Genomic DNA, 26337 nt, shown 5'->3' on the forward strand with positions numbered 1-26337 from the left:
ATTGGAGCCCGGAACTCGGCCCGGTGCAGCGATAAATGACAGCGTAAGCAGACCTACGAATGCGTGTCCAGCAGAAACCGAAGAGAGAATTCCGGGCCTGGAATTCTCTTCATAGAAATACCCGCGCGCTCAGCCTCGACTCGAAGACTCCTGGAATAAAGGAGGCCGATCATGACCAGCACCGTTCCTCCCTCAGCCGCCACCGTGCACCCCTGGTTCCGGGAGGAGGGACGGCCCGACCCGTCCGACCTGCGGCGGCTGTCCGGCGCCGGCATATCCGAGCTGCTGCGCCGGGAGATGGCCGGACTGAGCGTCTCGCTTCCCGGCCCGGCGCTTCCCGCGCAGCCGTTCGTCCTGCCGCGCCGCTCCTACGAGGAGCTGTTCGACGTCAGCCGGGTGCTGCTGTCACTGGTGCGCCGGGCCGTGCTGGCCCAGGGCGGCAGCTGGCCCGCCCGCGCCGTGGCGCTCGGCGCCGACCCCGACGACTATCCCCTGCTGTCGGGCCAGGACAACACCGAGACCGAGTACTGCGCCATGATGGCCCGCCCGGACCTGGTCATCGGCGAACAGGGCCCGCAGCTGCTGGAGTTCAACGTCAGCGGGACCTTCGGCGGGCCCAGCGAGACCCATGCGCTCGCCGCGGTCTGGCAGCAGACCCACCAGGAGGCGGGCAGGACGCCGTTCACGGGATCCGATCCGCTCATCGCCCGGGTCCGCGCCTATGAGGACGTGTGTGCCCGGCGTCAGCTGCCGAAGGCGGTCGCCGTCGTCGGCAGTCTGGGTGATCTGCTCGAAGACTCCGACATCCGCTTCCATGAACTCGCGCTCGAGCAGTTCCGGCGCCGCGGCTTCACCGCCGACTTCTTCGAACCGCACCAGCTCCCCGACGCGCTCGGCCGGCCGGGAGCCCTGCGCTATCCGCTCGGCCTGCGCGACTTCGCCCTGCCCGACTGGCGCGAGCGAGGCATCAGCCTGGATCCCGTCCATCAGTCACAGCGCTCGGGCTTCCTGCTGCTGCCGCCGCAGAGCAGCGGTCTGCTGGCGAACAAGAAGGCATTGGCGCTGGTCTCCGAGGGGCGCCCCTGGATGACCCGCGCCGAGCGCCGCATTGTCGAGCGTCACCTGCCGTGGACCCGCATCACCATCCCCGGCCGCACCGGCTGGCGGGAGGGCGAACACGAGCTGCCCGCACTGCTCCTGCGCGAGCGCGAACGATTCGTGCTCAAGCGGGCCATCGGCCAGATGGGGCGCGAGGTCCTGGTCGGCCGCCACACCTCGGAGCAGAGCTGGGAGGCGGCTGTCAGCAGCGCGTTCGAGGCGGGAGACAGCGTCGTGCAGGAGTATGTCGAGCCCGTCTCCTGCCCGTTGGAGATGACCGACGGCAAGCAGACCTGGACCACGCAGGTCTCGCCCGTACTCAGCCCCATGCTCTTCAACGGCAGGGCGGGCGGCTGCTGGGCCCGGTTCCTGCCGGACGGTGGGTCCGGCGCCGAGGGAAAGGTGAGCGTCGGTGAGTACAACGCCACCGAGAACGCCGTCCTCACCTGGGCCTGAGATGCGGGGGTCGCAGCGCAACTGGCCGCTTCTCAGACTGGCCCTGTCCTTGTTCACCCTGCGGCTCGGCGCCACCATGACGGCCGTCGGACTGCCCCTGCTGGTGCTCGAGCGGTACGGCTCCGGCCTTCAGGCGGCGCTCACGCTCGCCCTGGAGCTGCTGCCGAACGTGCTGTTCGGGGCGGTGGTCGGCGACCTCGTGGACCGCGGGGACCCGCGCCGCTATGCCATGGGAGGTGCCCTCGGCGGGGCGCTGGTGGTCCCGCTGCTGGCGGCCGCGAACGACTTGTGGCAGGTCCAGCTGCTGGCCATCGCCTCCGGCGTTGCCTACGCCTTCGGGGTGCCCGCCCGGATGTCGCTGCGCACGGTCGCCGTCCCCAAGGGGGCGGAGCTGCGCGGGAACGCGCTGCTGGTGTCGGCGCAGCGGGTGCCGAATCTGATCGGCCCGGCGGTCGCCGGTGTGCTGGTCCCCTTCGGGCTTTCCCTGCTGTTTCTCACGGACGCGGCCTTCGCTCTGATCGCGGCCGTGCTGCTGATCGGGATGCCCGCTCCCCCGCCCGTGCCGCTGGACGACCGGACTTCGGCCGCTTCTGCGCCGCCGGGCCGTGCGGCGCTGGTGGCCGTCACCCTGCGCCGGATGTTCGTCGACAACGTACGGGAGCTGACCCGGCTCGTCACCAAGGACCGTTTCCTGGCGGTGATGACGCTCACCTCCTTCACCTACATGTTCGGCTTTGGAATCAGCAAACTCTTTCTCCCGCTGTACGCACTCCACCATTACTCACAAATCCCGGGGATGTTCGGCTATCTGTCCGCGGGAATCGGGCTCGGGGCATCGCTCGGCGGATTCCTCGCCGCCATGTTCGGGCGATTTCGGCAGGGCGCCGTCTATATGACGGTGAATGTGATCGAGGGAGTCTGCTGGCTGCTGCTTCCGCTGCTTCACCACCCGGCCCCGGCGATCGGGGTGCTGGTGCTCGCGGGCGCCTTCGAGGCGGTGGGCACGGTCGTCTTCTACGCCGAGGTGCAGAGCCGACTCGCGGCCCGGATGACCGGCCGCTACTTCGCGCTGCTCGTCCCGCTGTGCGATGCCTGCCTGGTGCTGGGCGTCTGGGCCTCGGGAGCGCTCACCGGCTTCGGCGAGCCGAGCCTGGCCGCACTGATCGCCGTCGTCATCGCCGGCCCCGCGCTGATGCTCGCGCCCGGGCTGCTGAGCGGCAGGGCGGCCAGTCCGAAGCGGGAGCCCGCCGCTGCCGTCATCGCCGAGGAGCGATAACCGATGGATGCCGAGCCGTACGGGTTGCAGCGGGAGATGCTGCTGCGCGCGCAGTTCGGGCCCGACGGGCATCCGACGAGCCATCGCTATCCCCCCGTCCATGAACTCCTGCTGATGCGCGGCCCGTTGGACACGTCGCTGCTGGCCCGTGCCGTACGGCAGGCGACGGAGGGAGTGGATGTGCTGCGCGGGCGGCTGCGCCTACGCGGCGGCGGTACGGTGCGCTGGGTGCCGGACGGCAGCCGCCCGCCCGCCCGTCTCGAGGAGCTTGAGCCGGGTCCGGCGCGCCAGGTGATCCGGGCCGGGCTGCGGGCAGCCGCCGAGGCGTCGTTCCACCTCCAGGAGGATCCGGCCGCGCGTTTTCTGCTGGCCCGGACCGGTCCGGACGAGCATCTCCTGCTGATCGCCCTCGACCACTCCTGCGCGGACGGGCGCACGCTGGTACTTGTCCTGCGGCATCTCCTGCATCGGTACGCGGCGCTGGCGGGAGAGCCTGCCGTCGCTCCTGCCCCGTTCCCCGCATTCCTCTCCTTTGCCCGGCAGTTCGACGCGTCGTCCGCCGAGCGGTCGGCGGCCCGGGCCTACTGGCAGGAAGCACTGGGCCGGGCCGCGGACCGACGCCGGCGGCCGCGCTTCCCCGGCGCCAAGGACAGCGAGGTCACGTCCTACAGCACCGATGCCGCTGCCCAACTCGCCCTCGATGACGGGGACCTCGCGGTGCTCAACCGGCTCGCCCAGTCGGCGGGCAGCGACCGCCACCGGCTGCTGCTCGCCGTGACCCAGCTGGTCGTCTCCGCCTGGAGCGAGGATGCCGAGCCGCCGTTCGTGCCCCTCAACTACTTCCGCAACGGCCGGCACCGGCGCGGCTGGCTCAACGTCCCGGGTCCCCTCGCCGAACATGCCGTCACCGTTCCACCGGCTCAGGAGGCTCAGGAGACATGGCTGCTCGGCGAGTGGCTGGAGGCCTTCGTACGCGCCAACGCCGCATCGCCCCCTTTCTACGGACTCTCGCTGCGGGAACTGGAGACGCCCGAAAGCGACGCCCAACGCATCGCCGTATTCAACTTCCTTCCGCCGCTGGGCCGGCTGTCCGCCGCCGGGCTGCGGATCCTGCCCTGCCCACCCGAACTGGCCGCCGCAATGGAGCCCGAGGACCAGTCGGCCCGCTTCGCCCTGCGCGTCCGGCTGCTCCAGGACATGGACGCACCGCTGATCCTCCGTATCGAGCACGACCCGCGCGTCCTCGCGGACGGCACACCGTTCCTCGACGCCGCCGTCGGCCTGGTGCGGACCGCGGCCGCCCGGCCCGGCCTGCCGCTCGCCGAGGCGTACCGGCGGATCCGGCAGCACTGGACATGACATGACAGCGCCGGCCACCGACGTGCGCCGTCGAGACCCACCGCTTCCCTCACACAGCAGAATCAGGAGTCAGCCGGACATGAACAGCAGCGAGACATCCGAGGAGCTTCAGCGCGCCGGAACGACGACGGTCCCCGCCCTGTCCCGGTACTGGGAGACGGTGGGCCGGGCCGTGCAGGTCATGCATGAAAACCGGTCCCTGCCCGGCGACTTCACCCCCGGCGCGCAGCTTCCGCCGCTCGACGACGCCATGCTGCGCTACCTCGAAGCCTCCGAGGCCGCCGTCGTCGATCTCCCCGACTACCGGGACACCCGGATGCGGCTGCTGGATCTGCGCCGCAATCCCGGCACCCGTACCACCAAGACCTTCGCGTCCCTGCTGATGGTGGCCAGGGCCGTGGCGTACATACGACGTACCGGGGAGCCCGTCACCCTGCTCACTCCGTCGTCGGGCAACAAGGCGACCGCGCTGCGCGACGCCGTCCTGCGCGCCCACCGGGCCGGGCTCGCGGACCGGGACCACCTGCGGATCGTCAGCGTCGTACCGGAGCGCGCCCGCACCAAGTTGTGGGACTCGCCGCTCAGTTCCGACCCCGAACTGCGCCGCCGCAACCCCGTGCTGAGCTACTCCGGCGCGAACCCCTCGGCCGTCAAGGAGCTCGCCCGCGACTTCCACGACAATTACGCCGACCTGTTGCGCACGCGGTACGGCAGCGCCCTGTGGTACACCCTCGACATCGGCAACTACCAGGCCGCGGACACGGTCAGGGCCCTGATGGAGGAGGAGCTGCTGCCCCCGCCGCCGGTCGGCGGGCGGGTGCACGCACACGCCGTGTCCAGCGCGTTCGGCCTCCTCGGCCATCACTACGGAACCTCGTTCACCGGCGGCGGCGAGCACCGCATGCCGCCGCACTACTTCCTCGTACAGCACATGAACACCCCCGACATGGTGCTGGACCTGCTGCACGGCGACTTCTCCCGCGAACGGATGCCCCGCTACGCCCTGGACCCGGCCACCGGGCTCTACCACCAGAGCACCGACCCCCACTTCCCGCGCACCACCCACCATCCCGACGAGGTCATCGACCCGACGTTCTACACACGTACGCCCAAGACCAGCCGGACGATGTCGCGGCTGATCCGGGAGAACGGCGGCGGGGGCGTCGTCGTCTCGCTGCACGAGTGCCTGGCCCGGTATCCGCAGATCCGCGAGATGCTGCGGCCGGCCGGCGTCGAGCTTCCGCACGACCCTCGCGGGCTGCGCGAGTGGTCCCTGGTCATGGTCTTCACCGGGGTGCTGGAAGCAATCGACCGGGGGCTGCTGACCGAGCCGGAGGTACTGGTCCACGGCTCGGGGTCGTACGGGGACACGGACTTCACACCGATACCGGCTCAGCGGCTCCACCACGCGGACGACCCGGCCGGGCTGCTGCCGATTGTCAGCCGCGCCATGGGACCCGCGTCGATGCACCGGGGACGGCGGCCATGAGGGGCACCCCATCGGCGTTTGCCCGTCCCCCGGGCACCGAGGAGGCCGGCCAGTGATCCGGCGACAGGACCCCGCCACGCTCGTGGTCGTCGGCACGGGCTCCCTCGCCCGTGCCGTCTGCGTCGCGCTCGCCCGCACCCCCGCCGCCCAGGGGCCGAGCCAGGTCCATGTGCTGGGCCGGGACAGCAGACGGGCCGCCTCCGTCTGCTATCCGGCCCGGGCCGAGGCGGCGCTGTGCCGGGTACCGCGCCGCTTCACCCCTGGTGAGCTGGACGCGGACGACGCGGTGCTGCGAGAGCGGCTGGCGGCGCTGCGGCCCGGCACGGTGCTGGTGTGTGCGTCCTGGCATTCGCCGTGGGAGCGCGACCGTACGCCGTCCGCCTGGACGCGGCTGCTCGACCGCTGCGGTTTCGCCGCGACGCTGCCCCTGCAGGCCGCGGTCGCGCTGCGGGTCGGCCGGGCGCTCCAACAGGTCCACCCCCGAGCCCAGTTGGTCAACGCCTGCTATCCGGACGCGGTCAATCCGCTGCTGTACCGGCTCGGTCTGCCGGTCGTGTGCGGAGTGGGCAACGGCGCTCTGGTGACGGCGTCGGTCCAGGCCGCGCTCGGTCCCGCCGCCCGGCGCGGGCTGCGGGTCCTTGCCCACCACCGTCATCTGCACCGGCCCGACCACCCCGACGACGAGGCCAGGGTCTGGCTCGGCAACCATGAACTGGGCGGTGTCGGAGAGCTCCTGGCCCAGCAGCGCGGTGTGCCGCGCGAGGCGCTCAACCCGGTCACCGCGCACACGGTGGCCCGCCTGCTCACGGCGCTGCACGGCGGCCCGGAGCTGCGTGCCGCCGTGCCGGGGCCGCAGGGGCTGCCCGGCGGCTATCCGGCCCGGGTCACCCGCCGCCGGATCGAACTCGATCTGCCGTACGGGCTCTCGCTGTCCGACGCCGTCGCCTACAACGAACGGCTCACCTACGCCGAAGGCGTACGCATCGACCCGGACGGTGATGTGCACTTCGCCCCCTGTGTCCAGGAGGCACTCCGGCCCCATCTGCCGCAGCTGTGCGAGGGGTTCAGCGGCCGGGAGACCGCCCGGGCCGCCGCGCAGATGTGGCAGGCGGCCCGCGCGCTGCGCCGCCGGGAGGATCCGGCCGATGCGGTGTGCGCGCAGGGCACCGCCCACGCCCATGGCGAGGAGGGGGCCGATGAGCCCCGGCCGTGGAACGGGACGTGACCCCGGCGGCGCACGTGCCTGCGCACCACCGGGGCCCAAGAGCGCGGGCCTCAGCGCTCAGCGCGCGCGCAGAGCGCGTTCGACGCCCATTCCGGCGCCCACGCCCACGCCCACCCGCACCGGCTCGGACGGGATCTCCAGTTCGAGTGCGGACTCCAGCATCGCCCGCTGAAGGTGCTGCAGCCGGGGCGAGGGGTCGAGGCCGAGCTCCTGGGAGAGCACCGAGCGAAGGCGCTGGTACACCTCAAGGGCGTTGCCGCGCCGGCCGGAGCGGTAGAGCGCCAGCATCAGCTGGCCCTGCGTGTCCTCGTGCATCGGATGCTGAGCGGCCAGACCCGAGAGCTCACCCACCAGTTCATGGTGGCGGCCGAGCCGCAGATCCGCCTCGATGCGCTGGTTGAGGATACTCAGGCGCGACTCCTCGAGACGGGTGGCCTCGATCTCCAGGAGGGCTCCGCACTGTACGTCGACGAGCGCGGGACCGCGCCACAGGGCGAGCGCCCTGCGGAAGGAGTCGGAGGCCACCGAGCAATTGCCGCTCTCCAGGGCGCGATGCCCGGTGCCGGCAAGCCGTTCGTACTCACTGACATCGACCACGCCGCCCTGAGTGTCGAGCAGATAGCCGCCCGACTCGGTGACGAGGATGCTCTTGGCGCCGTTCGGCAGCTCCGGCCTGCGGGACCCGCCGATTGCGGCGGCAATCAGATTGCGCAGCTGAAGTATGTAGGTCTGCAAGGTGGTCTGGACGCTGCGCGGCGGTGCTTCGCCCCACAGCTCCTCCACCAGCGAGCCCACCGAGACCACTTGGTCCGGGTGCATGGCGAGCAGGGCAAGGACCTTGCGTGGTTTGACTGCAGTGGGGACAACGGAAACCCCCGACTGGACGACCCGGCACGGCCCCAGCACGCTGATGTCCATATCCGCTACTCCCTTCGAGGCGATCAGGCTCGAGCGATCGGGTGTGGTGTGGCAAGACGGCGCAGTTCTGACGCGAGCAGGGTGGGCAGCTCGGCGTCACGGACGAAGAAGTGGCCGCCGGGGACCGTCCGCAGGTCGAAGGCGGCGCTCGTGTAGCGGCTCCATGCGGCGACCACCCGGTCGGTTGCGACCTTGTCCTCGGCACCCGCGTAGGCGTACAGGGGGCAGGGCAGCGGTTCGCCCGAGCCCTCCCGCAGGCTGCGGGCGAGCTGGAGGTCGTCGCGCATGGTGGAGAGCAGGATGCTCAGCCACTTGGGCCGCTCGAAGAGATAGGGCGGCAGGGTGCCGTACCGCGCGAGGGCGGCCAGCAGTCTGTCGTCGGGCAGATCCGACTGCTCGACGAGCGGGGTTGGCAGATGGGGCGCGGCGCAGGCGCCGACGCCGACCAGGACGGGCGGCCGGTGTCCGGCCCGGGCGCGCCGGAGCGCGAACCGGTAGGCCACCAGGGCGCCGAGGCTGTGCCCGTAGAAGGCATGCGGGGCATCCAGCAGCGGGCCCAGATGCGTGTCGAGTTCGCCGAGCAGCTGCTCGGAGTCGACGATGCGCGGCTCCCGCAGTCTGGTCTCGCGACCCGGCAGCCGTACCGGCAGCACCTGTACGTCCGCTGCGAATCGCGCGCGCCAGCGCGCGAAGGTGAGCGCTCCGGCCCCCGCGTGATGGAAGCAGAAGAGCCGGAGCGCCGTCTGGGGCATTTCCGTAATTCCGGGCGAGACCGCTAAGTAGTGGTTCACGCCGCCTCCTCACACCGCACCGTTTCTCGATTACGCGGGCCCCGATCCTCACGACCGGCACTGGAAGGCCGCTTGATCGGAGCTGGAGCGAGAGGGAGCGGTGGTGCCGGGTGCGGTGTCAGCCGGTGAGCTCGCCGTCACTGCCCAGGCGTACGGGGCCGCTCCATACCTCCATGGCTTCCTCACCTCGGAGGACTGCCTGATGAAGCCGCTGTATACGGGGAGAGGGCTCAAGGCCCAGTTCCTCGACCAGGGTTTCCCGAAGGCGCTTGTAGGCGATCAGCGCATCGGAGGAACGGCCGTCCGCGCAATAGGCGAGCATCTGCAGCGCCCGCAGACTCTCGTGGAGTGGGTGGCGTTCGCACAACGCGCACAGCTCGCCCAGCACTTCGCGGTGACGGCCGAGCCGCAGATCGGCGCCGATACGCCGCTCCAGGGCTCCGAGCCGGCTCTCCTTCAGCCGGGTCACCTCGATGCCGAGGTGCCGGCCATGGGGTACGTCGGCCAGTGCGGGCCCGCGCCACAGCTCCAGTGCCGCGGTCAGATGTCCCGACGCCGCGGCCATGTCGCCGACCTCGTAGGCGGTGTGGCCCGCTCCGGTGAGCCGGTCGAACTCCAGGGCGTCGATGTCGACCGGGTCCGCGTCGAGCAGATAGCCGCCGTGTCGCGTCACCAGCACGTTCTTGTCCCAGACTCCTGTGGTCTCGGGGATCGCGGAGCGCAGTCTGCGGCGCAGCTGCAGGATGTACGTCTGCAGCGTCGTCGGGGCACTGCGCGGCGGTCCCGCGCCCCAGAGCTCCTCCATGAGGACCGGTACGGGCACGATGTGCTGCGCGTTCAGGGCGAGCAGGGCGAGGATCTGCCGCGGCTTGGAGGCACTTGGAAGTACGGACACTCCCGCGGCCTCGCCGCGGAGAGTTCCCAGCACTTCGACGCGTACGGTGCGCCCCCGGTTCGGCATGGCCTTTTCCTTACCCCGTCGGACAACCCCTCGTCGGCGAAAGGCTGTTTCCGGGAGAGTCCCACGCAGCACAGGGGCAGGAACAGTGAGCTGCTCACAAGCCGTGTATGGAGATCACCTGGATCGGGCCTATGAAATCTTCACATCCAGGGTGATGACGTCTCCACTGTTCGGTTCCAGTCACCCGACATCACACTGCTTTCGTATGCGCAGCCGAACATCCGCACGGGACATGAATCGCCCGGCACCGTTCACATCACGATGGGAGCACCATGATGTCTGGTTACGCGCCCAGCGGAACCGCAGCTCAAGAGGCCTGCAACGGATCTGTGGAGCACGACTGGCGTTTCGCCGAACTCGTCGCCCGCAGCTTTTTGCAACCGGAACTGGCCCTGCGGTACGCGCTGGAGCCGCGCAATGTTCTCGCCGAATTCGGCATTCCGATGACAGCGGGGAGCGCCATACCCGCACTGCCCGCGGAGGCCGACACGGAAGTCACGATCATCAACCTCAGCTCCTCCGGGGAACTGGACCCCGCACACTCAGTTCGCGGGGCGGTACGTTCCTGCATCTGCTTCACGGAGCAGCCCTACCCGCCTGGGCCGGCCGTCCGACAGGGCGCCGTCGGCACCCTGCCCGTGTGAGCTGCACATGGATTCCCTATGGCCACGGATCGGGTTCAGGAGACATCTCACCACCGCCGTCATACCGGGCGAGGCGACCTATCTGGTCTCCGAACAGGGTGTCACCGCGATCGAGGGCGACGCAGTAGCAGCCATCGCTCCTCTACTGGACGGCAGCCGGGACCTGCCCGCCCTTGTGCGGGACACCCAGGGACTGCTGTCGCCCACCGAACTCGGCAGTCTCCTGGGGAAGCTGACGCAGGCGAATCTGGTCACCGGGTATGCCGCGCCGCAGACCGAATCGACGGACCAGGACGCATCGGCGTACTGGGAAGCCGCCGGTCTGGAGGCGACGCTTGCCGGAGGAGCGCTGACCGAGGGCCGGGTCCGATTGCTGGACCTGGGTGACGTCGGCGGACCGACCGCCCGGGACGCCTTTTTCACCGCCGGGGTCGCGCTGAGCGGCCCCGGCGGCTGTGATCTGACGGTCGTCCTGTGCGACGACTATCTCCTGCCTCAGCTACGCGACATCGACGAGGAACAGCGCCGCAGCGGACGTCCGTGGCTGCTCGCCAAACCACATGGCGTCGAACCATGGATCGGGCCGGTGTTCCAGCCGGGCGACGGGGCCTGCTGGAGCTGTATGGCCTATCGGCTCAACCACCACCGCCAGCCGGAACAGCTTGTCGGGCAGGCGCTCGGCATGTCGTCGCCGCCGGCGCCACCACGCGCGACCATCGCCGCGAGCCGCTCGCTGGCCCTGCAGGCGATCGCCGTGGAAGCCGCCAAGTGGGTTGCCGGATACCGCGACAAGAGCCAGAAGGCCATACGAGTTCTGGACACTCTTCAGCTCGCCATCCGGGCACATCCGGTCGGTCAGCGGCCGCAATGCCCCGAATGCGGCGACCCGCGGCTCGTCGGGGACCGCGTGCAGCAGCCCATCACCCTCACATCGCGGCCCAAGAAGACCTTCAGCGGAAACGGCCACCGGGCCCTGACGGCCGAACAGGTCATGGAACGCTACGAGCACCTGGTCGGCAGGGTCACCGGAGTGGTCAGCTCGCTGCACCGCGCGCCCGGCGGTCCCGACTTCCTCAACGCGTACCACTCAGGGCCCAATCCGGCGTGGACCGCGCGCAGTCTCGCGGCATTCCGCTCCGGGTTGCGCAGCCAGAGCGGTGGCAAGGGGGTCACCGCGCTGGATGCGAAGGTCGGCGCGCTCTGCGAGGCGGTGGAACGCTACTCCGCAACGCAGCACGGGGACGAGCCGAGGATCCGCGCCAGTCTCAGGGAGCTGGCCGGGGAGGCGATCCACCCCAATGAGTGCCAGCTGTACCACGAGCGGCAGTACACGGGCCGACTGCAGTGGAACGCCGTACAGCCGCCGTTCCAGTACATCTGCGACCCGTTCGACGAGAAGGCGGCCGTCGACTGGACACCGGTCTGGTCGGTCACCCACGGCAGGCACCGGATGCTGCCGACCGGGATGCTCTACTTCGCCCCACCGCCCGCCAAGGGTCCCTGCTTCACCGTGGCCGATTCCAATGGCAATGCCGCGGGCAGCAGCCTCGAAGACGCCATCCTGCAAGGCTTTTTCGAGCTCGTCGAGCGGGACTCGGTCGCGCTGTGGTGGTACAACCGCACCGCACAGCCCGCGGTGGACCTGGAATCGTTCCCCGATCCGTGGATCGACACGATGCGCGCCGAGTACTCCTTGCTCAAACGGGAGTTCTGGGTGCTTGACCTCACCACCGACCTGGGCATTCCGTCGATGGCCGCGATCTCGCGCCGGACCGACAAGCCGGAGGAGGACATCATGTTCGGCTTCGGCTGCCACTTCGATCCCGATATCGCACTCCGGCGCGCGCTCACCGAGATGAACCAGCTGCTGCCCGCCGTACTGGAGGCGCCTGCCGAGGACGACTATGCCCTCCTCGACTGGTGCACCCGCCGCACACTTGCCAACCAGCCCTATCTGGGCCCCGATCCGAAGGTCCCGGCGAAGCGCCGTACCGAGTACGGCTACACACTGCGCCCGGACCTCCTGGACGACGTCCGGGCCGCGGAGCAACTGGTCCGCGCGCACGGCATGGAGCTGCTGGTCCTCGATCAGACCCGGCCGGATCTGGGGCTCCCGGCGGTCAAGGTTCTGGTACCCGGATTGCGCCACTTCTGGACACGCTTCGGCCCCGGCCGGCTCTATGACGTACCCGTGCGTCTGGGGCGGCGCACCACGCCGATTCCCTATGAGGAGCTCAATCCGATACCGCTGTTTGTCTAGTAATGACAGTCACGGCCCCGTTGCACTCGCCTAGGATCTGAAACCACGCTTCGCGGTGCAACGGGGGTCACATGCTTGACGTGAATCGAACCCAGGAGAGACAACACTTGCACAGCGCAGACCACCGCGATCCAGCCATGTACGGTCGCGATGGCGGGGACGCGGGACTGGCTCCCAAGATCGCCCTGGGCATCCTGCTGGTTGCTCTCGGCGGCGTGCTGGCCGCTGCGACCCTGCATCTGCTCACCGTGCAGCAGAGCTTGTTCCAACTCGTCGCGGGCGCGCTGGCCCTGCTCGGGATGTTCGCGTGCCAGGTGGTGCTCTCGGCACCCCGACGGGTTCGGCTCAGGCGCAGACAGCAGTACTGGATCCTGGTCATCCAACTGGCGCTGAGCTACCCGCCGATCCTGCTGATGGGCACCGCCTGGGTGGGGATCACCGGCTTTCTCACCGGATCACTGCTGCTCGTCCTGCGCTCGCCGTGGTCGTGGGTGTGCGCCGGACTCACCGTCGTGACCACCATGGGCCTGACGACGACCTGGTCCGGCAAGACCTACCTCGACGTCACGTACATCGGCGTCTCCACCATCACGACCGCGAGTCTGGTCTACGGACTGACCTCGCTCTCCGAGATGGTGCTCAAACTGCGCAGCGCGCAGCAGGAGATCGCCCGGCTCGCCGTGGAGCAGGAGCGGCTGCGGTTCGCCCGCGATCTGCACGATCTGCTGGGATACAGCCTCTCGGCGATCACGCTGCGCAGCGAGCTCACGCTGCGGCTGGTCGACCAGCATCCGGCGCGGGCACGGGAAGAGCTCTCGACGGTGCTGGAGATCTCCCGCCAGGCGCTCGCCGACACCCGGCAGGTCGCCCGCAGCTACCGGGACATGTCCTTCCCCGGTGAACTGGCCTCCGCGCGCTCGGTGTTCGGCGCTGCCGGCATCGACATCGAGGTGGACTCCACGCTCGCGGACCTGCCGGACCAGGTGGGCACGGTCCTCGCGACCGTGCTGCGGGAAGGGATCACCAACATCCTGCGACACAGCACGGTGCGGCACTGCCGTATCGAGGCCAGGAGCGCGGGCGACGGTGCGGTGCTGCTGCGGGTGAAGAACGACGGGGTGCGATCCGGTGCCGACGAGCCGTCCTCGTACGACGGCAGCGGAATCGGGAATCTCTCCGCCCGCGTCGGCGCGATCGGCGGCCAACTCACCGCCGGTGTGCGGGAGGACGGCTGCTTCCATCTTGAGGCGAGGGTGCCGCTGGACTGCGGGGGGACCCGCCGGGTGCCCAGGCCACGGCTGCTGGTGGACCAGCGGCTCCGCGAGTCGGAGGACGGTACGCGCAGCGCCGTGTGAGCGTTCTCAAGGGGGCGGGGCGCTCAGAGCCAGCCCTGTTCCCGGGCGATGCGGATGGCGTCGACGCGGTTGCGCGCGCCCAGTTTGGTGACGACCGTCGTCAGATAGTTCCGTACGGTCCCCACGGTCAGATAGAGCCGTCCGGCGATGTCGGGGGCCTCTGCCCCGTCCGCGGCCATCCGCAGCACCTCGGTCTCCCGGGCAGTGAGCGGATTGTCCCGGGCCGCCCACGCGTCGAGCGCCAGCTGCGGGTCGATCACCCGCTCTCCGACAGCAACCCGTCGTATCGCGTCGGCGAGTTGGCTCGGCGGCGCGTCCTTGAGGATGAACCCCGAGACCTGGGCCTCCAGCGCCCGGCGCAGATTGCCGGGACGGCCGAGCCCGGTCAGGATCAAGGTCCGGCACGACGGGTGCTTCGCATGCACCTCGGCGGCGGCGGACAGACCGTCCATGCCCGGTAAATCGATGTCGAGCACCGCGACATGAGGATCGTGCTGCAGCACGGCGGGCACAATGTCCCGGCCCGCACCGACTTCCGCCACTATCTGAATGTCGGGCTCGAGATTGAGCAGAGCAACCAATGCTCCCCGAACCATGTGCATGTCCTCAGCGAGGACCACTCTGATCATGTGCGATGGTTCACGCAGCACTCGGCCTCCCCCAGCCTGCCGTCAGCGAAGGCCGACAATACCTCCCCGACCCGTTCTGAACACCAGCTCGAGCACATCCCGAGTCCCAGGTCGGACGGTGTGGTCATGCCTCAGGACTCCGCCGTGCGCAGCTACCCGCCTCCTCGCCGCTCGGCGACCGACATCCCCGACGAGTATGCGCAGCTGCGCAGTGAAGCTCCGGCGGCCGACGTCGTGATGCCCAGCGGTGACGGAGCGTATCTGTTCAGCCGGTACGACGATGTACGTACCGTGCTCTCCGACGCCCGGTGCAGCAGAGCGGCAACGGTGCTTCCCGAGTCGCCCAAGCTCACGGCCGTCCCGTTCGACGCGGGCGGCCTGTTCACCATGGACCCGCCCGACCACACCCGGCTGCGCTCCCTGGTCTCGAGTGCCTTCACGGCGCGCCGTGTTGACCTGCTGCGGCCGCGCATCCAGGAGCTGGCGGACGGGCTGCTGGAGCAGATGGCCGAGCAGGGCGGTCCGGTCGACTTCAACGAGGCCTTCGCCTTTCCGTATCCCGTCGCCGTGATCTGTGAGTTGCTGGGTGTGCCCTTCGAGGACCGCGAGCTCTTCCGGGGCTGGTCGGACGCGATCCTGTCACTCACCGCACACACCCCCGAGCAGATGCTGGAGCGCAAGCTCGCGCTCGTCGCGTATCTCCAGCACCTTGTCGAGGAGAAGCGGCGGCGGCCGGGCGACGATCTGCTGAGCGCGCTCGTTCTGGTACGGGACGAGGACGGGCCGCTGACCGAGCACGAGTTGATCACCTTGGCGATGACACTGCTGATCGCCGGGCACGAGACGACGGTGGGCGTGCTCGGCGCCTCGGTGTTCACGCTGCTGCGGCACGACGGTGGCATGCGCCTGGTGCCCGAGGCACCGGAGGCGCTGGCCACGCTCGTGGAGGAGCTGCTGCGCATCAACCCCATCGGGGACGGCGGTCCGCTCCGGGTCACCACGGCCGAGATCGAGGTGGCGGGCAGGACGGTGCCGGCGGGCAGCGCGGTGATCGGGGCGATCTGCTCCGCCAACCGGGACGAGCACCGCTTCCCCGATGCGGACCGCTTCGACCCGGGTCGCCGCGGCGCCCCGCATCTGGCCTTCGGGCACGGTCCGCACTACTGCCTGGGCGCGCCGCTGGCGCGGGCCGAGCTGCAGATCGCGCTGTCCTCGCTGGCTCGCCGCTTCCCCCGACTGCGGCTCGATGCGCCGGTGGACGAGGTGCGGATGCACACCGGGCTGCTGGTCAACCGGCTCACGTCGCTGCCGGTGAACTGGGGCTGAGACAGCGGCAGTTCAGTACCGGGTGCCGTCGGGCCTGCGCGGCCCGTACCCGAAGGCGCGGTCGACACCGAGATGGCCGAGCCAGCCGAGCCCGGCCACCGCGGTGCGCCGGCTGCGCGTGAGAGCCGCGAGAGTGAGCAGTGCGGCGGGTACGGCGGGCGAGTGCAGAACGTTGTAGGGGCGTACGGCGTGACTCGGCAGGCGCTCGAACGTGGGGGCGGCCCCGATGCCGTAGAGCAGGGCGATGTCGGGGAGCACGGCGGTCGTCCACAGCACCCGGCTGCGCCCTCCGCCGACCCGCGCGCCCGCGACGAGCGCGGCGACGCCGACGAGGCCGCTGAGGGTGCGGCCCGCGGGGGCGCGGTAGCTCCAGCCGGAGCGTTGCCCAACTGGGGCTCCGCCCCAGACCCTCCCCCTACGCCCTGCGGACGTGGGGAGATCCCCACGCCTCAATCGCCGGTGGGGCTCAAAGATGGCGCCGTTCATACGGTCAGCCGTCCTCTCCTGCTCAGCAGGCGCTGCGTCCCGCCCACCGCGGCCAGCAGCCCTCTGCCCACCGGACGCGCCCCCACCGTACGAAGCGCCGCACGCAGCAGCGCGACCCGCACCCGGGCAAGCTGCGCCGGCGCACCGTGTTCGTCGTCGAGCAGCAGTACCTCCCGCCGGGCCGTGCGCCGGCTTAGCAGCGCCGCCGTCTCGGTGAGCGGCACGATGTCGTCCCGCAGCGCCGCCGCGTACGTCACGGGGATGTCGAGACGCCCCAACTCCTGTTCACCCAGGGCCCATTCACGTACGGCGTCGAAGACATCCCCCGGCTTGCAGCCGATCAGATGCGCCAGCGTGAGCACCGTCGTGTCCGGGACACCCCGCTGCCAGTCACGGTCCAGAAAGAAGTGGCGCAGCGGGGCGCCCACCGTGGCGACCCCGCGCACGCGCTCGTCGACGAGGGCCGCACGCAGTGCCAGATGGCCGCCGAAGCTCAACGCGACGGCGCAGGTTCGCCGGACATCCGCCCGGTCCGCGACCGTGTCGAGCAGCACGCTGAGCATGCGATGGCTGTCTGCCCGGTACGGCAGTGTGTTCTCCCCGACTCCGGGCATCTCGGTGACCGCCAGGGCCACGCCGAGCGCGTCGGCACGGGCCAGGATCGGGCCCCATTGCTCCTTGACACTGACGATGCCGCCCATGACGACGATCAGCGGACGCGGCTCGGTCTTCGACAGTCCGGCCGTCCAGCAGGCGAACCTGCCCTCGGGCAGACAGATGTCGATACGGTCGAGACCCGCCCGGCCCCGCCGCCACTGGTCGAACGACTGGACGCACAGCAGTTGCGCGCGACGGCGTACGACATCGTCGGCCGCGGCGTACGGGAAGCGAGCGAGCCCGTAGTGGCGGCAGGCCTCCAGCTGTCTGTCGCGGCCCGCCAGCACGTCGCCCGCGCGGCTCCAGACGGCGGGCCAGGAGTCGTGGCCCGAGCCGTGCACGGTTCTCACCCCGGCGAGCAGCTCGCGGCAGTGGGCGGGGGCGAGTCCCTGCGCGCGGGCGTGCAGCAGCACATAGCGCCGCAGCTCGGCGAGCCCGGGTCCCGGCAGTGTGTCGGTCATGTCCGCTGCTCCGTCCTGGCGGGCGTGGCGGCGGGCCCGGGTCGCTGACCGGGGAAGTAGGCGGGGGCCAGCACCCGGCGCTGCAGCGCGGGGCTGGCGTTCAGGACGCGGTAGACGGTCCGCCGCAGCGCCGCCGCCGGAGCGGCGGCGAGGCCGAACATCCGCTCCTGGCGCAGCTGCAGTCCCCGGGAGCGCCGCACCGCGGGTTCCCTCTCCTGCTGGAAGGCGGCCACCGCGGCACCGAGCGCCGCCTGGCGTCCGCTGCGGGGGGCTTCGAGTGCGCCGGCGAGCAGCGGGGCAAGGGCGACCGCGTCCGCCAGGGCGTGGTTGACGCCCTGCCCGAGGATCGGCGAGAGGGTGTGCGCGGCGTCGCCGATGAGCACGACTCCGGGGGCCGACCAGCGTCGTACATCGGTGGTGAAGATGTCCAGGAGATGGGTGTCGGACCAGCCGAGGATGGCCTCGGCCGCCTCCCGCTCCAGTTCCGGCGCGAGCTCGGCGAGCCGCGCGTGCAGCTGCCCGATGTCGCCCGAACGCAGCTCGCGCAGGCCGCCCTTGGGGATGTTGAGGCCGACCCGCAGGGTGCCGTCGGTGCTGGGCAGGAAGAGCCCGTGCCGGCCGGCGCTGATCCGCACCCGGTAGGCACGCCGGTCCCAGGCCGCCGGGAACGGCAGCTTCAGCCAGATCACGTCCCGCTCCAGCGGGGTGCGTTCGGCACTGTGGTCGAGTCCCGCGAGGCGGCGTACGGAGCTGTAGCGGCCGTCCGCTCCGACGGTCACATCGGCTCGTATCTCCTCGGTCCCGTCGGCTGTCTTGGCGCGCACCCCGCGGACCGCGCCGGCATCCACCAGCAGCCCGATCGCGGAGGCCGGTTCGAGCACGGTGCAGCCGCCGCGTTCGTCGGCCGCCCGCGTCAGTGCGGACAGCAGCACCGGCTGCGCCAGCTCCACCGGAAAGCGGTAGGCGTACGGGAAGCTCTCGAAGCGCACGTCGAGGACCCGCGAACCGCCGTCGGCGATCTCGAGCCGGTGCACCTCATGGGTGTGCCCGCGCACCCGCTCCAGCACATCGAGCCCGGCCAGCAGCCGTACCCCGTCCGGCGACACCGACTCGCCGCGGAACGCACGCCCGCCGCCCGCGCGCTGCTCCAGCAGCACCACCCGGCGGCCCAGGCGCACCAGCGCGAGGGCGAGCGCGCGGCCGCCGGGGCCGCCGCCCACCACACAGACCTCTGTCCTGATCGTCATGGCTGCGTCTCGTCCTGTCCGGTGGCCACCAGAGCCGCCATCAGTCCCGCGTCGAGCATGGTGGAGGCGGCGGTGTCACTGGTGTCGCCGAAGCCCGCGTCGAACAGGGCGACGCTGACCGTGTACCGGCGGTCCACCAAGCAGGTGTGGAAGGTCCATTCGTCGCCGGTCCCGCGCGATCCGTCCGGCCGAAGGACCTGCACCTTGCGCTCCTGCGGCCCGAAGCCGAACTCGGTGAAGCGGAATCGCATGCCCTGCCCGATCGCCTTGCTGTACGCCTCCTTGAGCGTCCACAGCCGCACCAGCGCGCCGTTGCGCCGCTCGTCGGCAATCTGCGCGAGGGCCTCGCGCTCGTGCGGCGTACACACCTGGTTCTCGGTGCCGAGCCCGAGCATCGGCCGGTCCTTGAGTTCGGCGTCGACCCCGATCCAGCCCCGCCGGGTCAGCCCGACGAGCAGCAGCGTCTCGGTGTGGCTGAGGCTGATGTCGATCTGGTCGAGGCCGCGCAGATACGGGCGTCCGCCCGGTTTGTAGGCGAGCTCGACGGACTGCGGCGACGCCTCGATGACCGCGCAGGCGACATGCTTGAGCAGCAGCCTGGACGCCACGAAACGGGACCGGATCTGATAGTGCGTCATGGCGGCGAAGCGCGCGTAGTCGCGGCCGAGCAGCGGGCGCAGCTCCGGTGCGTCCAGGTCGGCGGGGAGCCAGTCGTCGAGCTGGGCGTGGACCACGACGCTGCCGTACTCCCGTACCGCGTCACGGACTTGCTCCCAGGGGCCCTCGGGGCCGGTCACCCGCACGGGCCGTGCGAATCCCTGCTCCGTCGCGGGGTTCGCCACGGGTCCCGGAAAGATCACCATGCCAGCCCTCCAGCCGCTTCACCACTCCATCGAGTACGTCCGCCGCGGCAGCTCCGTCGAGCACTCTGTGATCGAAGGTCAGCCCCAGACGCATGACCGGCGCCGCCGCGATGCGGCCGCCACGCACCACGGCACGGTCGGCCACCCGTCCCGCGCAGAAGGTGACCGCCGTGCCGCCGTAGGAGTGAAATACATCCACAGCGCGGTGCCCGAGCGAGCTCACCGCGAAGGTCCCGAGCCGCTGGGCCCTGGCGCCCGGAGTGCGTACTCCGAGCCGGAAGGCCAACTCCCCGACGGGCGGCGGCAGCTGGTTGAGCAGCCGCACCGCCGCGGCGCCCGGTAGGTCGTGCGGGTCGCTCTCGCGGCACAGGTCCACCAAATCCTGGATCTCCGTAAGGGTCGCCACGTCCATGCGCGGCAGTACGGCGGTGAGCGCCACGCGCTCGCCGCTTTCGGTCGTGCGGTCGAGTGCGAGCTTGGCCGCCACGTCGGGCAGCGGCGCGGTGCGCGGCCACAGCACGCCGCGCGCCATCGCGCGGGCCTCGGGGTGCCGGGCGACGATCCGCCCGGCGGCGTACAGCAGATAGCTCACGACCGAGTACCGCCGGCCTGCTGCGCGCTCGGCGCTGCGGTGCTCCTCGACACGGGTCATGTCGACGTCGGCGCCGAGATGGACGGGGGTCGCCGCCCGCGCCCAGTTCAGGAAGTGGCGCGTATGGCGCCTGGCCCGGTCCCGGGAGAGGCTCATGCGGTCACCGCTGCCGTCCAGATCTCCCCGAGGCTTCGCGCCTGCAGCATCTCGGCAACCGCTATCGGCCTGCCCAGCTCCCGTTCGAGCAGGGCGACCAGGCGCAGCAGATGGACCGAGTCCCAGCAGGCGAGTTCGGCCAGATCGCGTCCGGCGTCCTCGGGTGCCAGATCGGTGCCCAGATGTTCGTTGGCCAGAGAGATCAGATCGACGACGGTGTGCATGACTCCACCTCCTGGGCCGTGCTGTCGGCCAGTCGCAGCCGCAGCCGCACATGGGACGGCACGGGCGGCAGTTGCTCCAGGTCGTGCCGGTAGCGGGTCTCGCCATCGGTCTCGACTGTGGTCTCGAAGCCGTGCGCCGGGTAGTACGCGCGCTGGGCCTCGTTGGCGGCGGTCTGCCGCCACCGGGCATGTACGGCGGGCAGGGCGGCGGCGCTCGCGGCGCCCAGCAGCCCGGCCAGTACGGCGTCCTCGATGCCGCGGCCCAGCACCCGGCAGCTGACGACCATGTTCTCCAGCCGCAGTCCCGCGCCGTCCCGGCGGGCGAACACCGCGCCGACCACGCCGTCGTCGCCGAAGCGGTCGGCCGCGCGTACCGCGAGCACCAGCGCGTCCGGGTCCTGGGCCAGGCTCTGGATCCGGGTGCTCGTCAGCCGCGCTCCAGTGAGGTTGAACCGGTTGGTGCGCAGGCTCAACTGGGCGATCCTGGCGGTCTCATGGCTGCCCGCGGGACCGACGTCGACCTCGATGCCGAGGCCCGTCAGGAAGCTCTGGTAGTCCTTCGCCTGTGCGCGCCGCCTCTCGCGCTGTTCGCGTTCCCGGTAGCGCGCGGCCCGACCGCGGTCCTCCTCGGTGACGGAGGGGACATCGAACCAGCCGTCGGCCAGCAGGTGTTCGGTGTGCCGGGCCGGCTCGTCGTCCAGGGGTACGACTGCTGCTCCGGGCGCCCCGGCCCGTACGACCTCGCGCTCGAAGGCGCTGTCGTCGGCGAAGACGACGGCGGATGCCGGGATGCCGAGGCCGGCCGCGATCTTGTGGATCCCGTCGGCCTTGGAGCCCCAGTCGGCGACGACGGCGACGAAGTCGTCGCTGCTCAGCGGCCAGTCGGGGTGAGCGGCGAGGGCACGGGAAACCGGTTCAGGATCGTTTTTGCTGCACACGGCGAGCAGTACGCCCTGCGAGCCGAGCTGCTCGATCGTCCGCCTGAAGAGGCCGAACGCGCCCGCGCGCAGGGAGTCCGCCGCGCGCACCCGCTCCGGGCCGTCCTCGGCGAGGGCGCCGTCCCACAGGGTGCCGTCGAGGTCGAGGACGAGGCATTTCTTGGCGTCGCCGCGCAGTGCTCTGGCGAGGTGCGCGGCCTCGCGGGCGTATCCGGCCAGCAGCTCGGCAGTGCAGTGGGCGTCGGCGTACGCGCCGAGGCGCGGATCGTCGGCGCGCACTCCCGCGGCGGTCAGCGGCTCCAGGTCGAGTACGGCCACTCCCGCCGCCGGGTCGGACATCCGCAGCAGATCCGCGTTGAACTCCCGCCAGATCGCGCCCAGTTCGGCGCGCTGGGCGAGTCCGGTCAGCTGGTGGGCGAAGCGTCGCAGCAGCGGGACGGTGTTCAGTACGAGGAACGAGGACTCCGGTGCGTGCGCCGCGTGGCCGGCGGCGAGTTCGGCCAGCAGCAGCCGCTGCCGTTCTGCTTCGAGTGCCACCTCGTACGGCTGCCAGGGCGGCCGTACCCGGTCCCAGACCGTCAGCGGGTCCAGGACGCACAGTGTGAGGTCGGGCCGGTGCGCATACAGTTCGGAAGCGGGGTCGGCCAGGTCCTGGACATAGCCGCCGCTGCCGGCCGCGTAGGGGATCAGCAGCAGTCCGTGCCGGGCGAGTTCGGCGGTGAGCGCGGGCAGGAGTCCGGCGGTGCTGGAGCGCCCGGTCACCGCGATGCGAACGGTGGGCGTCGACGGGTGGGCGGCCAGCACATCGGCGGGGTCGAGACGGGCGAGCAGCCGTCCGGCGTGGTCGAGCGCGTCGCCGTGGAGCCGGGCGAGCATCGCGGACAGGGCCGGGTATGCGCCGGCGAGCCGGCCCGCCGCATGCAGCGCCCGTAGCTCCTGCCGCGCCTCCTCCTGCTGTGCTTCGCCTCGCGCGCTCATTCCGTCGCCTCCACTGCGAAGCCGGCCTTGATCCACTTGCTCGACTCGATCGCGATGCCGACGGCGCGGCCTGCCGCCCCCAGCCGCGGCAGCAGCCGCTCCAACTGGAAGAAGACCAGCGCGTTTCCGTTGTTTCCGGTGTCCGCGACACAGGAGACCTCCTCCCACTCGAGGCCCTGCCGCAGCCCCCTCGTGATGCGCTCGGTCATCCGGCCGCCGAGCTGAGGCGGCAGGACATGACCGAGCGATCCGGCGGGCCAGCCAAGCCTGTCGAGCAGGGTGTCGAGCACCTCCTGGGCCATCACGGGGACCTGGGCCTCGACGGCCTTGTAGTCCTCCGTCACGGCGGGCAGCTCGCTGTGGCGATCGGCAAGACCGAACCACTCGACCCGCTGTCCCGGCGCGCGGCCGAGTCCGCCGAGCCAGTGTTCGGCCCGGGCCAGCACTGCCCGGGCGGCGCCCGGCTGGCGGCTGAGTGCGGCGGCTCCCGCTCCGTCGCCGAAGAGTACATAGTTGACCAGCTGCGACGGCGGCAGCTCCCGGAAGTCCTGGCGCAGGTCGAGGTGCTTGCTGCAGACGTCGCCGCCGATCACCAGGCCCACCGGACGCTCGCCGCGTGCTCCGCCCGCGAGCAGCGTCGAGGCGAGCGCCAGCGCCTGTACGGCTCCGGAGCAGCCGGACTGGAGCTGGTACACGGGCACGCCGTCGATGCCGAGCCGGTCGGCCACCAGCGCGGCCGTGGTCGGCATCAGCGCGTCGGGGGTCGCGGTTGCCACAACGACGAAGGCCACATCGTCGGGATCCGCTCCCGCGTCCGCGAGCGCCCGGTCGGCGGCGTCGGTGCACAGGTCCTCCAGCGTCCAGCGGACGTTGCCGCCGTCGAGGTCCCGTGCGAAGTACCGGGTTCTGGTGCCGATGAATGTCTCGACCCACTCGGGCGCGATGCCGAGCCGCCGGGACAGTTTGACGTTGTCGACGGGCTCACCCGGCAGGGCGGTGCCGACCCCGGCCAGCCCGATGGGCCCGCCGCGGCCCGCGGGCCAGGTCATGGGGCCACCGCCGCGTTGAGCTGCTCGCTCAGATAGCCGATCAGGGACTCGACGCTGACCAGGCTGGAGAGCATCTCCGGCATGGACAGTTCGCCGACCTCCGGAAAGCGCACCTCCAGCCGGTACTTGAGCTCCATGAGCATTACGGAGTCGAAGCCGAGGTCGTCGTAGAAGCGCAGGGTGTCGTCGAGTTCGTCGTGGCGGCCGCCGCGGACCTTGACGACGGCCTCGCGCACTCCCCGGCGCACCCGGTCGGGGTCGGGCGCGGCGGCGGGCACGCCGGGCGGCTGCGGTGCGGCGGCGGTGCCGGTGGGCTGCTGGTGCCAGGAGCGCCACTGGGTGGAGAAGGCATGTGCCGGCATGCGCACCGCCCGTTTCTCTGCGTCGGGGTAGAAGGTGTCCCAGGCGGGGTCGAGTCCGTCCTGGTGCAGCCGGGCGAGGAGTTCGCCGACCTCCCGCGGCCCGGAGCCCTCGCCCCGGCAGACGCCGAGGGCGGGGATGTCGCGGGCCGGGCCGATCCGCCGCAGCAGATTGCTGAGCACCGGTTTGGGGCCGATCTCGACGACATGGGTGGGCGGCCGCTCGCTCAGCGAGGTGACGGCGTCCTCGAACCGTACGGTCGCGGAGATGTGGTCCGTCCAGTAGGCGGCGTCCAGTTCCTCGCCGGGCGCCAGCAGCCTGCCCCGTACCGTGGAGTGGAAGGGCAGCCGGGGCCGTCCGCCGGGGATGCGGGACGCGACCCGCTCGAAGCGGCCCAGCATGGGTGCCATCAGCGGGGAGTGGAAGGCATGCGAGACCTTGAGCGGGGTGCAGGCGAGGCCGCGCTCCTCGAGGCGGTTGCGGATGCGGGCGAGGGCGTCGAGGTCGCCGGAGAGCACAGTGGCGCCGGGCCCGTTGAGCGCGCCGATGCCGACGTCTGTCTCGTCCTCGACGAGAGCGGCGGCCTCAGCGGGGCGGGCCCTGGTCGCCAGCATGCCGCCGCCTTCCGGCAGTTGCTGCATAAAGGCGCCGCGTACGGCGACGAGCCTGGCCGCGTCCGCCAGGTCCAGGGCCTCGGCGACGACGGCTGCGGCGAACTCGCCGATGCTGTGCCCGATGACGGCGGCGGGCCGCACTCCGAGCTCCATCAGCGTGCGGGCGAGTGCGTACTGCACGGCGAACAGTGCGGGCTGGGTGGTGCCGGTACGGTGCACGACGGGGTCCCCGGCGAGGATCACCTCGTGGACCGGGGTCACGGTGTAGGGCTGGAGCGCCTTGGACGCCTCTTCCAGGAAGGTGCGGTAGACGGCCGACCCCTCGTACAGTCCGGCGGTCATCCGCGGGTACTGGGAGCCCTGTCCGGTGAACGCGAAGGCCAGCCCGGGCTCTTCGGCCGCCGCCGGATATTCGGTCTCCAGCTCCGCGCCCGCGAACAGCCGGGAGGCGAGCTCTTCGGTGCTGTCGGCGACGGTGGCGAAGCGGTACGGCAGGGCGGCCCGGGACCGGTTGCTGGTCCAGCACAGTCGGGCGAGCTCGTCGCCGGTGCGGCCGGCGACGTCCACGGCCTGAAGACGCAGATTGCGGCGCAGGGCCGTGGGGGTGTCGGCGGACAGCGTGAACACCCCGGCGCGCGGGCCTGCTGCGGCGGACGCCTCGGTCACCGGGGCGGTTTCGAGGACGACATGGGCGTTGGTGCCACCCATGCCGAAGCTGGAGACGCCCGCCCGGCATCCGTCGGCGGGCAGTTCGAGCGGCTCGGTGATCAGTTCCATGGAGCGGCGGGCAAGACCGAGCCGAGGGTTCTCCGCGCCGTACGAAGGGCTGCCGGGCACAACACCGTGGCGCAGTGCCAGTACGGTCTTGATCAGTCCCGCCATCCCGGCTGCGCCCTCGGTGTGGCCGATCGCGCCCTTGACCGCGCCGATCGCGAGCGGCCACTCCCGTACGCCTTGCGGGTCGCGGAACACATCGCCGAGCGAAAGGACTTCGATCTGGTCGCCCAGCGGGGTGCCGGTGCCGTGTGCCTCGACGAAGCGGATGTGCTGGGGGGCGACCTGGGCCCGCCGGCACGCGGTCGCGATCACCTCGCGCTGGGAGGCGCGGTGCGGGGCCATGATGCCGTTGCTGCGGCCGTCCTGGTTGACGGCGCTGCCGAGGATCACCGCGTGGACGGGGTCGCCGTCCCGTACCGCGTCGTCGAGCAGCCGCAGAGCCACCACGCCGACACCCTCACCGCGGCCGATGCCGTCCGCGGCCGCCGAGAAGGGCTTGCACCGGCCGTCGGGCGCGGCGAGTCCGGCCTGGGCGTAGATCTCGTCGAGCACCGAACCCGCCACGATGTTGACGCCGCCCGCGAGCGCGAGGTCGCACTCCCCCGCGCGCAGGGCCGTGCACGCCAGATGCACGGCGACCAGGGAGGAGGAGCACGCGGTGTCCACGGTGAGGCTGGGGCCGCGCAGATCGAGCTGGTAGGCGATGCGGTTGGCGAGCATGGAGCGGCCGCTGCCGGTGCCGGTGCGCGGGGTGATCCCCTCGGGCGCGGCGAGGCTGAGCCGCAGCCAGTCGTCGGACATGGAGCCGACAAAGGTGCCCACCGAGCCGCCCGCGAGCCGGGTCGGCGACATTCCGGCGTCCTCGACGGCCCGCCAGGAACATTCGAGGAGCAGCCGCTGCTGCGGGTCCATCGCGCTCGCCTCGGCCGTGGGGACGCCGAAGAAGGAGCGGTCGAAGGCGTCGGCATCGGCCAGAAAGCCGCCGGGCACGTCATAGGGGCCGCGTGAGGCGGGACGTTCGCCGATCGCCACGGCCCGGCTCATCAGCAGCCGCCAGTACGCGTCCGGCCCTGGCGCGCCGGGGAATCTGCAGTCCAGACCCACCACCGCGACCGGGTGCCGGGACGGGCCCGATGGACGGCCCATGG

At 71.1% G+C, this 26337-nt stretch carries 22 protein-coding genes; 9 read left to right on the forward strand and 13 right to left on the reverse strand.

What is annotated here, in order from left to right; all coding sequences use genetic code 11:
* Positions 1–171 precede the first annotated feature (171 nt).
* The 5 genes from OG729_RS06135 (at position 172) to OG729_RS06155 (ending at position 6903) form a co-directional block, all read left to right on the forward strand.
* A complete protein-coding gene (locus OG729_RS06135; protein ID WP_405804771.1) occupies positions 172–1554 on the forward strand; it encodes a hypothetical protein in 1383 nt (460 codons plus the stop codon).
* Position 1555: 1 nt separating this feature from the next.
* The gene (locus OG729_RS06140; protein ID WP_405804773.1) at positions 1556–2830 is read left to right on the forward strand and encodes an MFS transporter; all 1275 of its coding nucleotides are present in this window, start codon (positions 1556–1558) and stop codon (positions 2828–2830) included.
* Between the two features lie 3 nt (positions 2831–2833).
* On the forward strand, positions 2834–4189 hold the full coding sequence (locus OG729_RS06145) for a condensation domain-containing protein (RefSeq protein WP_405804774.1): 1356 nt from the start codon (positions 2834–2836) through the stop codon (positions 4187–4189).
* A gap of 79 nt (positions 4190–4268) precedes the next feature.
* On the forward strand, positions 4269–5678 hold the full coding sequence (locus OG729_RS06150) for a DUF6002 family protein (RefSeq protein WP_405804776.1): 1410 nt from the start codon (positions 4269–4271) through the stop codon (positions 5676–5678).
* Positions 5679–5730: 52 nt separating this feature from the next.
* A complete protein-coding gene (locus OG729_RS06155; protein ID WP_405804778.1) occupies positions 5731–6903 on the forward strand; it encodes a hypothetical protein in 1173 nt (390 codons plus the stop codon).
* A gap of 57 nt (positions 6904–6960) precedes the next feature.
* On the opposite strand, the gene OG729_RS06160 is transcribed toward OG729_RS06155, so the two are convergent.
* The 3 genes from OG729_RS06160 to OG729_RS06170 form a co-directional block, all read right to left on the reverse strand.
* Positions 6961–7821 carry an AfsR/SARP family transcriptional regulator gene (locus OG729_RS06160; protein ID WP_360881342.1) on the reverse strand — a complete coding sequence of 287 codons (861 nt, stop codon included), beginning with the start codon at positions 7819–7821 and terminating at the stop codon, positions 6961–6963.
* 23 nt (positions 7822–7844) lie between these two features.
* Positions 7845–8612 carry a thioesterase II family protein gene (locus tag OG729_RS06165; protein WP_405804780.1) on the reverse strand — a complete coding sequence of 256 codons (768 nt, stop codon included), beginning with the start codon at positions 8610–8612 and terminating at the stop codon, positions 7845–7847.
* Between the two features lie 118 nt (positions 8613–8730).
* Complete coding sequence (locus OG729_RS06170) at positions 8731–9573, reverse strand: AfsR/SARP family transcriptional regulator (RefSeq protein ID WP_360881338.1); 843 nt, start codon at positions 9571–9573, stop codon at positions 8731–8733.
* 329 nt (positions 9574–9902) lie between these two features.
* On the opposite strand from OG729_RS06170, the gene OG729_RS06175 reads away from it, so the two are divergent.
* The 3 genes from OG729_RS06175 (at position 9903) to OG729_RS06185 (ending at position 13832) form a co-directional block, all read left to right on the forward strand.
* Complete coding sequence (locus tag OG729_RS06175; protein WP_405804782.1) at positions 9903–10217, forward strand: hypothetical protein; 315 nt, start codon at positions 9903–9905, stop codon at positions 10215–10217.
* Positions 10218–10224: 7 nt separating this feature from the next.
* Positions 10225–12477: a TOMM precursor leader peptide-binding protein gene (locus OG729_RS06180; RefSeq protein ID WP_405804783.1), complete on the forward strand. Its 2253-nt coding sequence runs from the start codon at positions 10225–10227 to the stop codon at positions 12475–12477.
* Between the two features lie 137 nt (positions 12478–12614).
* Positions 12615–13832, forward strand: coding sequence for a sensor histidine kinase (locus OG729_RS06185; protein ID WP_405804784.1), 1218 nt, complete (start codon positions 12615–12617; stop codon positions 13830–13832).
* Between the two features lie 23 nt (positions 13833–13855).
* On the opposite strand, the gene OG729_RS06190 is transcribed toward OG729_RS06185, so the two are convergent.
* Entirely contained in the window at positions 13856–14461 is a 606-nt protein-coding gene (locus OG729_RS06190; RefSeq protein ID WP_360881330.1) for a response regulator transcription factor, read from the reverse strand.
* A 126-nt stretch (positions 14462–14587) separates the two neighbouring features.
* Between OG729_RS06190 and OG729_RS06195 the strand changes: the two genes are divergently transcribed.
* Positions 14588–15787, forward strand: a complete 1200-nt coding sequence (locus OG729_RS06195; protein WP_360881328.1) for a cytochrome P450 — start codon at positions 14588–14590, stop codon at positions 15785–15787.
* 12 nt (positions 15788–15799) lie between these two features.
* On the opposite strand, the gene OG729_RS06200 is transcribed toward OG729_RS06195, so the two are convergent.
* Genes OG729_RS06200 through OG729_RS06240 form a run of 9 tightly spaced genes read right to left on the reverse strand, consistent with a single transcriptional unit; the run spans position 15800 to position 26335 of the window.
* A complete protein-coding gene (locus tag OG729_RS06200; RefSeq protein ID WP_360881326.1) occupies positions 15800–16273 on the reverse strand; it encodes a DUF4260 family protein in 474 nt (157 codons plus the stop codon).
* The gene (locus OG729_RS06205; protein ID WP_405804786.1) at positions 16270–17391 is read right to left on the reverse strand and encodes an alpha/beta hydrolase; all 1122 of its coding nucleotides are present in this window, start codon (positions 17389–17391) and stop codon (positions 16270–16272) included. Before OG729_RS06205 ends, OG729_RS06200 begins: the two co-directional genes overlap by 4 nt.
* The gene (locus OG729_RS06210) at positions 17388–18638 is read right to left on the reverse strand and encodes an FAD-dependent oxidoreductase (protein ID WP_405804788.1); all 1251 of its coding nucleotides are present in this window, start codon (positions 18636–18638) and stop codon (positions 17388–17390) included. Before OG729_RS06210 ends, OG729_RS06205 begins: the two co-directional genes overlap by 4 nt.
* Positions 18635–19501: a 4'-phosphopantetheinyl transferase family protein gene (locus OG729_RS06215; protein WP_404722292.1), complete on the reverse strand. Its 867-nt coding sequence runs from the start codon at positions 19499–19501 to the stop codon at positions 18635–18637. The genes OG729_RS06210 and OG729_RS06215 overlap by 4 nt, the downstream gene beginning before the upstream one ends.
* The gene (locus OG729_RS06220; RefSeq protein ID WP_360881318.1) at positions 19398–20249 is read right to left on the reverse strand and encodes a 2-oxo acid dehydrogenase subunit E2; all 852 of its coding nucleotides are present in this window, start codon (positions 20247–20249) and stop codon (positions 19398–19400) included. Before OG729_RS06220 ends, OG729_RS06215 begins: the two co-directional genes overlap by 104 nt.
* The gene (locus tag OG729_RS06225; protein ID WP_405804791.1) at positions 20246–20473 is read right to left on the reverse strand and encodes a phosphopantetheine-binding protein; all 228 of its coding nucleotides are present in this window, start codon (positions 20471–20473) and stop codon (positions 20246–20248) included. The genes OG729_RS06220 and OG729_RS06225 overlap by 4 nt, the downstream gene beginning before the upstream one ends.
* Positions 20452–22389, reverse strand: coding sequence for an HAD-IIIC family phosphatase (locus OG729_RS06230; RefSeq protein ID WP_405804793.1), 1938 nt, complete (start codon positions 22387–22389; stop codon positions 20452–20454). The genes OG729_RS06225 and OG729_RS06230 overlap by 22 nt, the downstream gene beginning before the upstream one ends.
* Positions 22386–23438, reverse strand: a complete 1053-nt coding sequence (locus OG729_RS06235) for a 3-oxoacyl-ACP synthase (protein ID WP_405804795.1) — start codon at positions 23436–23438, stop codon at positions 22386–22388. The genes OG729_RS06230 and OG729_RS06235 overlap by 4 nt, the downstream gene beginning before the upstream one ends.
* On the reverse strand, positions 23435–26335 hold the full coding sequence (locus tag OG729_RS06240) for a beta-ketoacyl synthase N-terminal-like domain-containing protein (RefSeq protein WP_405804797.1): 2901 nt from the start codon (positions 26333–26335) through the stop codon (positions 23435–23437). Before OG729_RS06240 ends, OG729_RS06235 begins: the two co-directional genes overlap by 4 nt.
* Positions 26336–26337 lie beyond the last annotated feature (2 nt).

Source organism: Streptomyces sp. NBC_00210, assembly GCF_045160975.1.
In the GTDB taxonomy this organism is placed as follows: Bacteria; Actinomycetota; Actinomycetes; order Streptomycetales; family Streptomycetaceae; genus Streptomyces.